Source organism: Roseateles sp. DB2, assembly GCF_051857535.1.
Classification (GTDB): Bacteria; Pseudomonadota; Gammaproteobacteria; order Burkholderiales; family Burkholderiaceae_C; genus Roseateles_B.
The window spans coordinates 1-14,577 of record NZ_JBPZGY010000030.1 but is presented as its reverse complement, the minus strand read 5'-3'; the positions used below and the strand labels follow the sequence as shown (position 1 = coordinate 14,577).

At 65.8% G+C, this 14,577-nt stretch carries 11 protein-coding genes and 1 pseudogene; 5 read left to right on the top strand and 7 right to left on the bottom strand.

What is annotated here, in order from left to right; genetic code table 11:
* The first annotated feature begins 182 nt into the window (after nucleotides 1-182).
* The 4 genes and pseudogenes from ACS5PK_RS22365 (at nucleotide 183) to ACS5PK_RS22350 (ending at nucleotide 5,897) form a co-directional block, all read left to right on the top strand.
* A pseudogene (locus tag ACS5PK_RS22365) lies at nucleotides 183-1,214 on the top strand (IS5 family transposase).
* A gap of 87 nt (nucleotides 1,215-1,301) precedes the next feature.
* Entirely contained in the window at nucleotides 1,302-4,820 is a 3,519-nt protein-coding gene (locus tag ACS5PK_RS22360; protein ID WP_439442484.1) for a LysM peptidoglycan-binding domain-containing protein, read from the top strand.
* A gap of 1 nt (nucleotide 4,821) precedes the next feature.
* Complete coding sequence (locus tag ACS5PK_RS22355; protein ID WP_439442483.1) at nucleotides 4,822-5,127, top strand: hypothetical protein; 306 nt, start codon at nucleotides 4,822-4,824, stop codon at nucleotides 5,125-5,127.
* A 455-nt stretch (nucleotides 5,128-5,582) separates the two neighbouring features.
* A complete protein-coding gene (locus tag ACS5PK_RS22350) occupies nucleotides 5,583-5,897 on the top strand; it encodes a hypothetical protein (RefSeq protein ID WP_439442482.1) in 315 nt (104 codons plus the stop codon).
* A gap of 449 nt (nucleotides 5,898-6,346) precedes the next feature.
* Here the strand turns inward: ACS5PK_RS22350 and ACS5PK_RS22345 are convergent, their stop codons facing one another.
* The 7 genes from ACS5PK_RS22345 to ACS5PK_RS22315 all read right to left on the bottom strand — a co-directional run bounded on the left by ACS5PK_RS22345 (nucleotide 6,347) and on the right by ACS5PK_RS22315 (nucleotide 13,173).
* A complete protein-coding gene (locus tag ACS5PK_RS22345; RefSeq protein ID WP_439442481.1) occupies nucleotides 6,347-6,775 on the bottom strand; it encodes a hypothetical protein in 429 nt (142 codons plus the stop codon).
* A gap of 175 nt (nucleotides 6,776-6,950) precedes the next feature.
* Nucleotides 6,951-7,742: an enoyl-CoA hydratase gene (locus ACS5PK_RS22340; RefSeq protein ID WP_439442480.1), complete on the bottom strand. Its 792-nt coding sequence runs from the start codon at nucleotides 7,740-7,742 to the stop codon at nucleotides 6,951-6,953.
* A gap of 64 nt (nucleotides 7,743-7,806) precedes the next feature.
* Nucleotides 7,807-8,964, bottom strand: a complete 1,158-nt coding sequence (locus ACS5PK_RS22335; RefSeq protein WP_439442479.1) for a DUF3108 domain-containing protein — start codon at nucleotides 8,962-8,964, stop codon at nucleotides 7,807-7,809.
* Nucleotides 8,946-10,709 carry a M61 family metallopeptidase gene (locus ACS5PK_RS22330; protein WP_439442478.1) on the bottom strand — a complete coding sequence of 588 codons (1,764 nt, stop codon included), beginning with the start codon at nucleotides 10,707-10,709 and terminating at the stop codon, nucleotides 8,946-8,948. The genes ACS5PK_RS22335 and ACS5PK_RS22330 overlap by 19 nt, the downstream gene beginning before the upstream one ends.
* A 38-nt stretch (nucleotides 10,710-10,747) precedes the next feature.
* Nucleotides 10,748-11,194, bottom strand: coding sequence for a DUF3429 domain-containing protein (locus tag ACS5PK_RS22325; protein ID WP_439442477.1), 447 nt, complete (start codon nucleotides 11,192-11,194; stop codon nucleotides 10,748-10,750).
* Between the two features lie 93 nt (nucleotides 11,195-11,287).
* Nucleotides 11,288-12,007 (bottom strand): DsbC family protein, encoded by a 720-nt coding sequence (locus tag ACS5PK_RS22320; RefSeq protein WP_439442476.1) that lies wholly within the window; start codon nucleotides 12,005-12,007, stop codon nucleotides 11,288-11,290.
* A 53-nt stretch (nucleotides 12,008-12,060) separates the two neighbouring features.
* Complete coding sequence (locus tag ACS5PK_RS22315) at nucleotides 12,061-13,173, bottom strand: FAD-dependent monooxygenase (RefSeq protein ID WP_439442475.1); 1,113 nt, start codon at nucleotides 13,171-13,173, stop codon at nucleotides 12,061-12,063.
* Between the two features lie 108 nt (nucleotides 13,174-13,281).
* Here ACS5PK_RS22315 and ychF point away from each other — a divergent pair, with 108 nt between their 5' ends.
* Nucleotides 13,282-14,376 carry a redox-regulated ATPase YchF gene (gene ychF / locus ACS5PK_RS22310; RefSeq protein ID WP_439442474.1) on the top strand — a complete coding sequence of 365 codons (1,095 nt, stop codon included), beginning with the start codon at nucleotides 13,282-13,284 and terminating at the stop codon, nucleotides 14,374-14,376.
* The last annotated feature ends 201 nt before the right edge of the window (nucleotides 14,377-14,577 follow it).

Below are 14,577 nucleotides of genomic sequence, written 5' to 3'. Positions count from 1 at the left end.
GCGGCGGCGGCGCCACCGCGCCCAGCTCCACCCAGTCGGCCAACACCCCTGGCCAGGACGCCCTCATCACCTACGACGAACTCAACCGCATCGTGCGCGTGCAGGACAAGAACTTCTTCACCGAGACCGCTGCATAACTTCCCTGATGCGCCGTGATCGGTCATCGGGGTTGCAATGGCGACATGGATAGCTTCTTCCTGATGGGCGCCAAGCCCTTGGTCCAGGACTCGCCGACGATGAAGTTGCACGAGTTGCTGGACTGGGCCGAGATCGCGCACAAGCTCAAGGGCCTGTACAAGCGCGAGGCCACGCACGGCGGAGGCCCGTAGCCGTACTCGCCGCTGGCGATGTTCAAGCTGATGTTGCTGGGCCAGTGGCACGGGCTGTCGGACACGCAGCTGGAGCACGCGCTGAAGGTGCGGCTGGACTTCATGGTGTTCACCGGCTTCGAGCCTGGCGATGGCAGCTTCCCGGACGCCACGACGATCTGCCGCTTTCGCAACCGGCTGGTCAGGGCCAAGTTGGACCAAGTGCTACTTCGCCGGGTCAACGTGCAGCTCGAAGGCCAAGGCTTGAAGGTGGCCGGCAGCCGCGGGGCGATCATCGACGCGACCATCATCGAGAGCGCGGCTCGGCCCAATCAGCACATCGAGGTCGATGACGAAGGCAAGGCGGACGTGGTGGACAGCGCGGACGACGAGGCGCGCTGGGTCAAGAAGGGCAAGGACGCGTTCTTTGGCTATCGGGGCTACAGCGCGGTGGAGACGGAGGATGGCTACGTCGAGCACGTGGAGGTGCATCCGGCCAACCAGGCGGAGGTGAGCAAGCTGCCGGGCATCGTGGACGCGCTCATCGAGCAAGGCATCCCCGCTGAAGGCGTGCTGGCCGACAAGGGCTATGCGAGCGCAGCGAATCGCGAGTATCTGGCGGCCAAGGGCATTGGGGATCTCATCCAGTTCAAGGGCAGCCGGGGCCATCCTGTGCATCCCTTGCAGACCCGGATGAACCGGGCCATCGCCACGCTGCGCTACAAGGTCGAGCAGGGCTTCGGCACGATGAAGCGGCGCTTCCACTTGGGCCGGGCACGGTACTTCGGGGCGGCCAAGACGCAGGCGCAGATGGCCTGGGCGGCGCTGGGGCTCAATCTGCTCAAGGCGACGAGGAAGCTGCAGAGCGGGCGGCTGCTGCCGTGTCCGAGCAGTAGTCCGTCTTGAGGGGCCCAAGGGCCTGGGGGAAGGGCTCGAAAGGTCCCAAAACGGGCCCAAAAACTCGAATCCTTTGCGCATGCCGAAATCTTCAGCGTGTGGGCCGAGTGGCTGCGCGCGATGGGTCCAGTTGTGCAGCGGTCTCTCACCGTCGACTACGAGTTCGATGCCAACGGCAACCGCCGCCGCATCCACGCCACCTACCAGGACGGCGCCGCCGGCCTGCGCACCGATGCCGAGCAGGACTACTGGTACGACTACGACGCACTGAACCGCTTCGTCATCACCAAGGGCAAGCTCAGCGGCGCCAGAGCCAAGGCCTTGAACGACGCTTCTGCCTCCGTCGTCGCCTATGACCTCTTTGGAGAGGAATTCGACCGTCCGGGCTACAAGGAAGGCCACTTCATCGGCTATGACCGCGCTGGCCGTCGCGTCTACGACAACTACCGGTCAGGGAACACCATCTATGACGAGACCTATGACTACAGTGGCGACGGCTACCTGACACAGACCCGGCAGAGCTCCCGGAAGCGGGAGTACTTCAATGCCGAAGTGCTCCCCCCCTCTCAGCGCCGGTCCTCGGACAGACTCTCCGCGTCAAAGGAGTTGGTGATCCGGGACACCACCGAGCAAGACCGCGCCATCGCCGTGCGTGACCTGGACGACCTCGGCCGCACCGTCAATGCCTACGACCTCCACACCAAGGGCACGACGCGGACCACCTCGACCACCTACGACAAGGACAGCCGCGTACTGGGGCAGATCTTCACGGACGGGGGAGACAGCCAGCGCGACTATGTCCTTAACTACTATTACTACAACCCGGACCTGTCCCTCAGCACCGCCACCCGCGAGGGGGCGGGTGCCCTGGCTCGCTCCGTGATGTACACGGCCAGCGACAAGTCCCGCGAGACCGTCACCGACTACAGCTACCAGTACCGCGACGAAGCCCAGCAGCAGGATACTCACAAGTACACCCGCACCTGGTCCAAACAGGTCTATTACAACGCGGAGTACCTCGCCTTCCGCGGGCTGCCCATTCCCGAGCAGCCCACCGGTTACGTCGTCAGTGAGGAGGGCCGCACCAGCTTCTCCTACGACGTCAATGGCTACATCCGCCGCACCGAGGACACCATCGCCAAGCTGACCCAGAACTACATCACTGACGCCAACGGCCAGGTGCTGCGGCGCGAGCGGGTGCAGTACGACCCAAGCGTCTCTGCCTACAAGACGTCCGTCCACGACTTCTTCTACGCCGACGGCCACCGCGTTGGCGACCTGAGCAACACCCCCGAGGACAAGCTGCGCGTCAGCTATGCCGAGCAGCTTGCCCGCGACGACGCGGCGCGCGCCGCCAAGCCCCGCGACACGTTCTACAAGGCCCCGCTGGACAAGGCACGGGTGGACTTTGATTCCAATTTCGAACCCGTCAACGACCGCTACCCCGGCAGCGCCCCCGCCTTCTACACCGTCCACAGCGATGCCGAGTCCCTCGCCGGCATCGCCCAGAACCTCTGGGGCGACGGCGCCATGTGGTATCTCATCGCCCAGGCCAATGGGCTGGATGCCAATGCCGCGCTCAAGGCGGGCCAGGTCCTCGTCATTCCCAACAAGCTCACCAACATCCACAACAACGCCCACACCTGGCGGCCCTACAACCCTGCCGAGGCCCTGGGCAGCGTCGACCCCACCCAGCCCCTGCCTCCGCCGCCGCCCAAGAAGGACGGTTGCGGCGGCTTGGGCACCCTCATCATGGTGGCCGTCGCCGTCGCGGTGACGTTTGCCACGCACGGGGCCGCCACCAAGTTTTTCGGCTCCCTGGGCTCTTTTGCTTCGGTCGCCGGTGGTGCCGCTGCGGCGGCGGGTGGCTCCATCGCCAGCCAGGTCGTGGGCCTGGCCATCGGGCAGATCGACAGCTTCAGCTGGCGGGCGGTGGGCCAGGCCGCTCTGGGAGCGGCGATCGGCGAAGGCATCTCCGTCATGGCCGGCGCAGATGGCGTGTTGTCGGCCTTGCATGGCACCTCCTGGGAAGCCGTTGTCGGTCGCGCAGCCTTGGGTTCCGCCGTAAACATGGCCCTGCGGGGCGACTGGAACTGGCAACACGTCATGCTCTCAGCCTTGAGTGCCGGCATTGGATCGGCCGTAGGCTCTGCCCTGAACGGCTCGAGCATCGGCCGCGCGATAGGGGATCTAGGCACCAAGTTCGCGAAAGGCTTCGCCTCCGGCGTTGCCGTCACCGCCCTCGTCGGTGGCAATCGGCGGGGCTATGAGTCGGTGTTTGCCAGTACGCTTGGCAGTGTGTTGGGGGAGAGCCTGGGCAGCCCCGGCGTGGACTGGCGCAATGCGCCGGATGAAAGCGCGGCTGAATGGGCTCGACTGCGGCGGCCCCAGACGTTCTCGCAGGATGCAGCGGCACGCGAAGTTGCTCTGGACCCCAGAGACATTCGGGGCATGTACGCAAGCAACGGCGCGAAGGTGATCGGTGCCGGCATGGGCTACAGCGCTGAGGACCGGGCGTTTGATCGCATGCTGCTGGGCGATAGCCTGGCGGCCATGGCTGCTCCGCAGCAGTCATTGGTCAATGCGTCGTCAGGCAATCTGCCATTCACGTTCCTGGCCAGGGACGGCTCAGGCCACTTCACGCCGCAGAACCCCGTCGAGCTATATGGACATCGTACAGTTGCAGAGACTAGCTTCGGGGAGGGTTTCAAGGCTCAAGTGAGCGAGACCGTCAGCGGAGCGTGGACAGGAATTCGCAACTTTGGGCTGGACACTTTTGATGGCTGGCGAGGCATTCACGGCACACGCAGCGGCTTCTACCGCAGTGTGAACGAGATGGGCTTGCCCAAGACGCTCGTGTACTACGGCGCCCAAGCCGCTTTAGCTCCGTGGATGACTGGCGGGAGCGTCGTGAACTCCGCAGGGCGCACGGTGGTCAATCTGTCCAAGGGGGAGATGGGTGCAGCGGGGCGTAGTACGGGACAGCTCTTGGAAACCACCTCGATGGCTGCGCTGTCCGTACTTGGTGGTCGCCAGGGGCTCTCGGTGCGCAATAGCTTCGCAGTTGCGGAGAGAATGGCGGTTGCGGATGGGTTTGTTGCGGCTCGGGTTGGCAGTACAGGAACTGTGGATGGCGCAGGGCTTGGCTTGAGTTTGAACGATGCTGGCCCAACACGGCTGGTCGCTCGCGACCCGGTGGAACTCGGAGCGCAACGGCGTCTAAACGCGCTTGACGGCGACGTGGGTAAATTTAGGCCGGGAGAGGCCGGCGTCGCGGCAGAGATGGAGAACTATCTGGGTGGCAGGCTTGGGCGGGCGCCGGCCGGTACGAGCGCCGACTTCATCGTTGAATCTGGCCCCTTTGCTGGGGCTCGAATGGACTTGAAGCTCACGCCGGATACCTTTGCTGCCGCCAATAAGCTCAATACCTATTTTGATAAGACCTTTCCCAAGTTTTCTGAATCCTTCGCTGCCAAACTCGCCAGACCCGATGGCGTCGATTTGATGCCATTTGATATCAGATTCCTGACCCCCTCGAACTCCCAGAGGCTATTTGACTTTGTCGATACATTGCCTTTGAGCTCTCAGCGGAAAATTATTTATTTGGGAGAATAAGATGGCCGGAACGATAATTGTTGCAAGGGGCAAATCGCTGGATGTGCGGACCATTGATTTTGAGAGAATCGCCGATGCTTTGCGCCGCCACGGGAAAGGTTCAGAAGTTTCGGTAAAGCTGCTTCAGTCAATGGATGAATTCGGCATGGATATGATTTGTGCGGACGAGCTGAATTCGGCGGAGTTTATGGATTTCTTTGGATTGCTTGATGATGTTCGTGCAGAGCTTAACGACTCGCCCGGTCTGATTGGGTTCATTAACCAAGTTAGAACGCTTGCGCAGGAGGATGAGAGGTTCCGGCGCTAGCACTGTTGTGATAAACCCGCCGAGAGGTGGGTGTTTAATTTGGGGAGTGCGATTGGGGAGAGCTTGGCGAGCGGCGACAACTACAGCCGGTGGGGCAAAGACGACACCGAAACCCGGCGCCTGCTGGCGCGATACCCATCCAGCTTTGCTAGTGACTCGCAGGCCCGAGCTGCCGTAACGCGAGCTGCAATGCCCGATTGGGCTGGAGGCGATGACTACGGCTCACCGGCATCCGCTGGGTTGGAGTTGGGCGAACGTGCGGTGAGCCGACTGAACCTGGATGGCACCGCGCCGACGTTGGCGCCAGTGGAGCCTATGGCTTACCGACCAGGACCTTCCTTGCCCATTGCGCCTGGCATTTACAACTTCGAAAGTGGAGAGAACAAGTACGGCACTGGCAAGCTGATTGAAGTCAGCGACATTGCAACCAGAATTATGCGAGTCAAGTGAGTCAAATGAAAGACTTCCCTATCTACACGTTGCCTGGACTGCTGTCCGCGTCGAAGAGAACTGAATACAAGTACAAATGTCGAGAGCAAGCGAAATACTTGCTGCAATTCATTACTGAAAACAAGCTCAATGCATCAGTGTTGCCGTCTGCCGTAACTGACGACCTTGTGATCATGGCGTCCGACCTTACTCAAGAGGGATTGGCCGTCATGCGCGAGGGGCTGCGCAAGTGGGTAGCTGCACAGGACCGAGCCGGTTCGGTAGTTGATATGAAGATCTTGGATGCAGCGCTCCTGAAGGTGCGTTCAGTTCCTCACTGAGTCTTCTTCTAAAACAAGGCTCTTTGCGCATTGCTTCGTGGCGCCTCAAGCCCCGACCGCCAGAGCCAGGAAGGGCGCGGGCTGGCGAGGCGTTTGAACTGGCCGGTCCAGAGCTCGGAACCAGCCCAGGTACTGACCACGACTGATACGCTGGGCTACTCTGTCTTTGGCGCGTTGAATTGGCTGACTGAATGCAGCGGTCGAACGGACCGCACCTGTGGCCCGCAGCTCCGTCAGCAAGCGGGCTCCAAACGCCCGCGGTCTCGTGGTCAACCCGCTGGCCGTGTGTCCCCGGAGTGCCGTGCCGATCCCGCGCATCCGTCCAGGAAGCGCCGCAGAGGGGCTGCAACTTCGCTGCCGATTCATCGCAGAGGCGGGGGAATCGTTCAGGACAGGATGCCAGGTATGTATCTTCGATACCCACCTGGACCTGGTCTGCTGGGCCGCCCTCACTTGGCCGTCTGCACCGGCTGGCCGGCCAGCACCGGGTCGGCCGACGGCTTGCTGGCAGCGCCACCGTTCAGGCCCGGGCCCAGCTCGGCCTGAGCAAAGTCCATCTCACCAGCCTGGCGGGCGCGCTGCAGCTCGGCTTTCACGGCATCACGCGAGGCAGCCGGGGCAGCGGGCTTGGCCTGCTCGGGCTTGGCGGCCGGCTTGGCGGCGTCCTTCTTGGCCAGGGCGGTGGCGGCGGGCGCCACGGGCTGGCCGAAGAGCGCGGTGTCCTCACTGTTCATGCGGGCCAGCTCACCGCTGGCACGGGCACGCTGCAGCTCGGCAATCACTTCTTCTCGGCTGGGCGATGTGCCGGTCTGGGCCAGCGCGGGCAGGCCCAGCGCAGCAACAAGAGCCAGGGCGACGGTACGGGACAGGGTGTTCATGAGGCGATCCTTTGCAGTGAGGTTCCGGGCTTGAGACCCCTTGCGACCGCAAGGCGTCTGTCCATGACCGTGACTGTAGGGATCGCACCCTGGTAGAAACACCAGGGCCGTGGCAAGAATCTATTGCTGATTCACAAACAATCCATCATTCGCACGTCGGATTGTTTGCAGTAAGTCAGCGATGCTTGAAGTCCGGGGCGCGCTTGTTCAGGAAGGCGTCCATGCCCTCGCGCTGGTCGTCGGTGCCGAACAGGGCGTGGAAATAGCGGCGCTCCACAGCCACGCCATCCAGCAGCGGGCCTTCGAAGCTGCGATTGACCAGTTCCTTGATCAGCATCGTCGAGGGCGCGCTGAAGCCGTTGATGGTCTGGGCGGCGGCCAGGGCCTCGTCCAGCAGCTTGTCGGCCGGCACCACGCGGGACACCAGGCCGCCGCGCTCGGCTTCGGCCGCGTCCATCATGCGGGCGGTGAGCAGCAGGTCCATGGCCTTGCTCTTGCCCACGGCGCGCGGCAGGCGCTGCGTGCCGCCAGCACCAGGAATGATGCCCAACTTGATCTCGGGCTGGCCGAACTTGGCGGTGTCTGCAGCGATGATGAAGTCGCACATCATCGCCAACTCGCAGCCACCGCCCAGTGCGAAGCCGGCCACGGCGCCGATCACGGGCTTGCGCACCTGCAGGATGGTCTCCCAGTTCTTGGAGATCAGCCCGCTCTTGAAGGCGCTCATGAAATTGTGGGGCGCCATGGTGGGGATGTCCGCTCCGGCGGCGAAGGCGCGCTCGGAACCTGTCAGCACGATGCAGCCGATGCCGTCATCCGCGTCGAAGGCCAGCAGGGCCTGGCCCAGCTCGTCCATCAGCTGGTCGTTCAGGGCGTTGAGCTGCTTGGGGCGGTTCAGGGTGATGAGGCCGGTCTTGCGGGGACCGTCGCCGCGCACCTCGGTCAGGATGCATTCGTACTGGCTCATGGGGTGACTCCTTGGAATTTGCGCAACTATACGGGCCCCCGAAGGCCTGCCCGGCGGCCCGCACTCAGGGCGCCGCCTGCAGCGGGGCAGACTGCAGCATCAGGTCGATCCAGGTCTGGTCATCCTGGCGGATCATCAGCCGCACCGGCAGGTACTGCAGCGAGGGCGCCAGCCAGACCTCGGCGCGCAGGTCGCTGCCTGTGTTCTCGACCAGGGGGCGCAGATGCCAGGCGGCCAGCGGGCCCATGGGGGTGTCCAGCTGCTCCTCGCCCTCGACACGGTAGCGCCAGGCGTAGAGCTTGCGCGGAAGGGCCAGGGGCAGGCGGATCTCGTGGCCAGCCCTGGGCGTTTCCCGGCCGGTCAGGAAGAGCCAGGTCAGCTGCACGAACTGGCTGGCGGCGTCCTGCACGCCGGCCGGCGCCCACTCCCGGCGGCCGTTGGGAAAGAGGAGCTCGCGATCCAGGAACTGCAGCGTCAGGCGCCGCCTTGCGGCCAGCAGGATGCGGGTGTCCTCGTCAAAGCGCTCGGGCTGGATGCCCTGGGGTGTCAGCACGCCCTCGCTGCTCATCGTCCGGGTGATCAGGGGGGCAAAACCTGGCCCCACTGCCACCTCCAGATGCACCTGGTAGCGGCGCCCCTCGCGCAGCCATTCGACACGCGCCCGCCCCGTCACGGCGCCGCGGTAGTTGCCGCGCAGCCGGTAGTCCAGGCGGGTGGAGGCCGGCCATTCGGGGCCAGGCTGGAAGTCCTCAGAATCGCTGGCCGCGGCCACGCCGAGGGCTGGCGGCTGCGGCGCGGCACTGGCGGCTGGCGCTGTCAGATCGGCAACGGCCGACGCAGCGGCCAGGGCTGACGCAGGGGCCGCAGGAGGGTCCGGCGGCATTGCTGATGACGCTGCGGCCGCCACCGCCGGCAGCGGCGCAGAAGCCGCGGAAGCAGGCGCCTCGGCGGTTTCTGCAGCGGCGGCATGGCCGGCTGCCGCTGGACGCGACTGCGACTGCGACTGCGACTGCGACCGCGCTGGCCTGGCCGCTGGCGGCGTCGTGGGCTTGAGCGTGCGGACAAAAGCGGCGCTCAGGCGCGGCGGCATGGGGGTCAGTTCATGCCAGCCTGCCACCTCGTCGGCCAGGCGATCCAGGATCAGCCCATGCAGCCACAGCACGGCCAGGGCCAGCGCGGCCCCCGCAGCAAGCGTGCGGCGTTTCAGCCGCCCTGCAGCCATGCCCGACGCAGGCTCTGCAGCCGGGCCGGAGCCTTGTCGGTCAGGCTCAGCAGCACAGGGGCGCCAGCGGGGCGGTCCAGGGGCAGACGCAGCTGCAGGGCCAGGGCACGCTGCTCACGTCCCACCCAGAGGTCCAGACGCTGGGGGGCCTTGGGGCTGAGGCTCAGCAACGTGTCCTCTAGCCTGCGCAGGCGCCAGCCATTGCAGGCGATGAGTTCATCGCCTGCCTGCAAGCCCGCGGCCTCGGCCGCGCCGCCGCTGAACACCTGCTTGACGGTCAGCACCCCCTGGGCATCGCTCACGCGCAGGCCCAGGCGCTGGGCCAGGCCGAGCTTGTCGGCCGTCCATTGCACGCCGAACTTCTCCAGCAGGGGCGCCAGGGGCAGATCCTCGCAGCCATGGATCCAGTCCCGCAGCTGGCCGGACAACTCGGCCGAGCCCAGGGATTCGACGGCTGCCAGCACCTGCGCCTCGTCGAGCAGGCGATCGGGCGTCTCGCGCCAGAGCTTGCGCATCAGCGCGTCCAGGCTGGCGCCCTTGGTGCCGCCGGCCCGCAGGCTGAGGTCCAGGCACAGGGCCAGCAGGGAGCCTTTCACGTAGTAGCTGACGATGCTGTTGGGGCTGTTCTCGTCCTGGCGGTAGTACTTGGTCCAGGCCTCGAAGCTGCTCTGCGCGACCGACTGACGCAGGCGGCCAGGGCCGGAAAGCACGGTGTTGACGTTGCCCGTCAGCAGCTTGAGGTAGCGGGCTTCCTCGATGAGGCCGGCGCGCACCAGGAAGAGGTCGTCGTAGTAGGAGGTGAAGCCCTCGAAGAACCACAGCAGCTCGGTGTAGTTCTCCTGCCCGTAGTCGAACTGCGCGAAGTCGCGCGGACGCAGGCGCTTGACGTTCCAGGTGTGGAAGTACTCGTGGCTGACCAGGCCCAGCAGGCGCACATAGCCGTCGCTGGTCTCGGCCTGGCCCAGGCGAGGCAGGTCGCGACGGGTGGCGATCAGGGCCGTGCTGGCCCGGTGCTCGAGCCCGCCGTAGCCGTCTTCCGTGGCATTGAGCAAGAAGACGTAACGCCCGAAGGGAGGAGCCTCGCGCTTGCGGCCCTGGGCATGCCAGAAATCGATCTGCGCCTCGCAGATGCGCTGGGCGTCGCGCAGCAGGCGCTCGCCGTCGAAGATGGGCAGCGCCCCGGCCACCACGAATTCATGGGGAACGCCGCGGGCCTGGAACTCGCCACGCCAGAAGGTGCCCAGCTCGAAGGGGTGGTCCAGCAGCTCGTCGTAGTCGGCGGACTGGTAGAGGTGGCGGGTCCGGGCGCCGCTGGCCGTCGGCATGGCCGTGGCGACCTGCCAGGCCCGGGGCAGGTCCGCCAGCTGGATCTGATGCGGCTGCTCCTGCGCCCCCTCCACCTGCAGGCAGAGGCTGCCGGCGTTGAAGAAGCCGCGCTGGGTATCGAGGTAGGCACAGCGCACCGAGGTGTCGAAGGCATAGGCCTGGTAGCTCAGCACCAGGGGGCCCTTGCCCAAGCCGTCCACCTGCCACTCGTTCTTGCTGAGCTGGCGCACGGGCAGCTCGCGGCGGCCCTGGCGCGCCGTGATCGGCCCCAGGTGGCGGGAGAACTCGCGCACCATGTAGCTGCCCGGGATCCACACCGGCAGCGACAGCCGCTGGCTGGCGCCCGGCGCAGGCACCGTCAGCTGGACGTCGTAGAGATGGGCATGCAGCGCTGCGGTCGAGATGCGGTAGTGGATCATCGGGGGCGAGCGTCGGTGGCGATCACGAACAGAGGGCCTCAAGTGCCCGCGGCACCGAGGAAGCAGCACAGGGCCGCGACGGCGCTGAGGCGGAAGCGCAGCGTCAGCCAGGCGCCGGCGCCCAGGCCGGGGTAGTGGCGGCGGTCCCAGAGGTAGCAGGCGATGAGCATCACGCCATGGACGACCAGCCCGGCATAGGCCTGCATGATGGCACCCACCCAGGCCCCCGTCACGGCCACGGTGCCCCAGATGAAGGGGGCGGGTGAGGGCACGGTCTGACGCATGCCCAGCCCCCAGTGGATGCCACCCAGCATCGCGACGATCAGCGCGGCATACATGGACAGCCCGTCCACCACGTAGACATGCACGTCTGCCCGCACCAGCCAGACCAGGAGCACACCCAGCACGAAAGGCAGGAGGCTCAGGTGGCCCAGGCGCACGGCGATGGGATTCAGAGGCAGCGGACGCAGGGCCTGTTCAGACATGGCGGCGTGAGGATGGGGCTAGGGTTGGCGGTCGGGATGCTGAGAGCAGGCCGCGAGGCCCGGACTCGGCGCATGAACTCGTGGCGAGGGCGTTCAGGACTTGCCGGACAGGCTCTGCAGCCTGCGCTCCACCTGCTCGGCGCTGATGGCGCCTGGCACGCGGGTACCGTCCTCGAACAGGATGGCCGGCGTGCCATTGATGTGGTGGCGGCGGCTGAAGGCCAGGTTGCGCTCGGTGACGGCGTCGTCGCACTTGCCTTCAGGCTTGGCAGGCACCGTGCCATCCAGCATCCAGGAGCGCCAGGCTGCGGTCTGGTCCTTGGCGCAGACGATGGCGCGGGTCTTCTCGACGGAATCTGGTCCGAGGATGGGGATCACGAAGGTGTAGACGGTGAGGTCCTTGACGTCCTGCAGGGTGCGTTCAAAGCGCTTGCAGTAGCCGCAGTTGGGGTCGGCGAAGACGGCGATCCTGCGCTTGCCATTGCCCGTCTTCCAGACCACGGCATCCTTCAGCGGCAGATTGGCGAACTCGACGGCCGTCAGCTTGGCCACGCGCTCCTCGGTGAGGTTCTTCTTGGCGCGCAGGTCCAGCATCTCACCCTCGATGAGGTAGTTGCCGGCGGCATCGGTATAGCGCAGCTCGGATCCGGTGCGCACCTCCCAGACGCCCGGCATGGGCGTGGGCCGGACCTCGTCCACCTTGAAGCCAGGCAGGCGCTCGCCCAGGGCCTTCCGGATCACCGTCTCATTGGCCCAGCCACTTGTAGCGGCCAGGGCCAGGAGGCCAGCGGCGGCCAGGCGTGCATAGTTCATCGCGTGCATCGTCTTCCTCTTGTGGATCGGGGCCTCTGCGGACCCGATGACGTTCATTGACCCAAGGCTCGGGCAGTCAGCCAGCGCTTCAGCGGCGCAGCCCGGTCCAGCCATTGCAGGCCCTCGTTGCGAAGCCGGCGCACCGGCGCGGCCTCGCTTGCAAACAGCTTGAGCAGACCATCGGTCAACTCTCCCATTGCCAGGGTGGGCAGGGCCCGGGAGCGCTCATAGCGGCGCAGCAGGCGCGCGTCCCCCGGGCTGCGCCAGCTCTCCTTCCCGGCGATCACCTGGCTGAGGGCCCGCACGTCCGCCAGGCCCAGGTTCAGTCCTTGCCCGGCCAGGGGATGCACAAGATGCGCGGCATCACCCAGCAACACCCAGCCGGGGCCAGAGACTACATCGGCACGGGCCAGAGCCAGGGGCCAGCTCTGGCGCTCGCCGGCCAGGCGCAGCTCACCGGCGGCCCCGCCGGTGGCGTCTGTCAAAGCGGCTTCGAATGCCTCGACGGGCAGGGCCAGCAGTTCCTGAGCCCGGGCTTCGGGCAAGGACCACACCAGGCCATAGGATGCCGCCGGCTGCGGCCTGTCAAAGGGCAGCAGCGCCAGCACGTCGGGCGACCGGAACCATTGATGCGCCACACCCTGATGCGGGACGCTGGCCGTCAGGCGGGCGGCAATCGCGCGGTGGCCGTAGGCCTGCGGCACGAATGCCACACCCAGCTCGGCCCGACGGCGGGATTCCCGGCCTTCGCACAAGGCCTCCAGCCGGGCCGGCACCGCCTGGCTGACCAGATCCACCCGAGGCGCAAAGCGCAGGGCCTGGGCCAGCTGACGTTCAAGTTCGCCGGCATCGACGATGAAGGCCAGCTCGGACACCCCCTGCTGCCAGGCCGAGAAGCCCAGCAGGGCGCCGTCAGCATCCCCCCGGATACGCATGTCGTGGACGGGACTGCGCGCGTCCTCGGGCAGGGCATCCCAGACCTTGAGCTGCCGCAGCAAGCCCACCGAGGCGGCGTTGAGGGCATAGGCACGCACGTCCTCGCTCCGCAACGGCCGCGGCTCACCCTCCCCCAGCAGCGCCACGCGCAGGCCTTGGCTGCCCAGCTGCAACGCCAGGCTGCGCCCGACGATGCCGCTGCCGCGGATGAGGATGTCATAGGGGTCCATGGCGTGATTGTAGGCAGGCGCGCGGCTTGCGGCCGGCGGGCGAACAAGACCCCTTAAAATCGCACTTTTGCGTCCACGCCAGCCCTGGCGCCAATCAGAAAGCCTTCCATGAGCCTCAAATGCGGCATCGTGGGCCTGCCCAACGTCGGCAAGTCCACCCTCTTCAATGCGCTGACCAAGGCCGGCATCGCCGCCGAGAACTACCCCTTCTGCACCATCGAGCCCAATGTCGGCGTGGTCGAGCTGCCCGATCCGCGCCTGGCTCAGCTGGCCGAGGTGGTGAAGCCTGAGCGCATCGTGCCGGCCATCGTGGAGTTCGTGGACATCGCCGGCCTGGTTGCGGGCGCCTCCAAGGGTGAAGGCCTGGGCAACCAGTTCCTCTCGCACATCCGCGAGACCGACGCCATCGTCAATGTGGTGCGCTGCTTCGAAGACCCGAACGTGATCCATGTGAACGGCAAGGTCGACCCCATCTCCGACATCGAGGTCATCCAGACCGAGCTGTGCCTGGCCGACCTCTCCACCGTCGAGAAGAGCCTGCAGCGCTACACCAAGGTGGCCAAGGCCGGCGGCGACAAGGACGCCCTGCGCCTGGTGGAGGTGCTGAAGAAGTGCGAGGCGGCCCTCAATGAGGGCAAGCCGGTGCGCTCCATTGACTTCAGCAAGGAAGAGCTGGTGGTGCTCAAGCCCCTGTGCCTGATCACGGCCAAGCCGGCCATGTTCGTTGGCAATGTGGCCGAGGACGGCTTCGAGAACAATCCCTTCCTGGATCGCCTGAAGGAGTACGCCGCCGCCCAGAAGGGCCCGGTGGTCGCGATCTGCGCCAAGACCGAGGCCGAGCTGGCTGAGATGAGCGATGAGGACAAAGCCATGTTCCTGGCCGAGATGGGCCAGGACGAACCCGGCCTGAACCGCCTGATCCGCGCCGGTTTCGGCCTGCTGGGCCTGCAGACCTACTTCACCGCCGGTGTCAAGGAAGTGCGTGCCTGGACCATCCACAAGGGTGATACGGCCCCGCAGGCCGCTGGCGTGATCCACACCGACTTCGAACGGGGCTTCATCCGCGCCCAGACCATCGCCTTCGAGGACTTCATCCAGTACAAGGGCGAGCAAGGCGCCAAGGACGCTGGCAAGATGCGCGCCGAAGGCAAGGAGTACGTGGTCAAGGACGGTGACGTGCTGAACTTCCTGTTCAACGTCTGAGCTGAACCCTCTCTTCAGGCGATGGCAGCGACTGGCTGCCATTCGTCGGAACCCCGACAAGGCCCCGTGTGAACGGGGCTTTTTTCATGGCTCTTTGCGCATTGCTTCGAGACGCCTCAAGCCCCGACTGCCAGAGCCAGGAACGGCGCGGGCTGGCGAGGCGTTTGAGCTGACCGGTCCAGAGCACGGAACCAGCCCAAG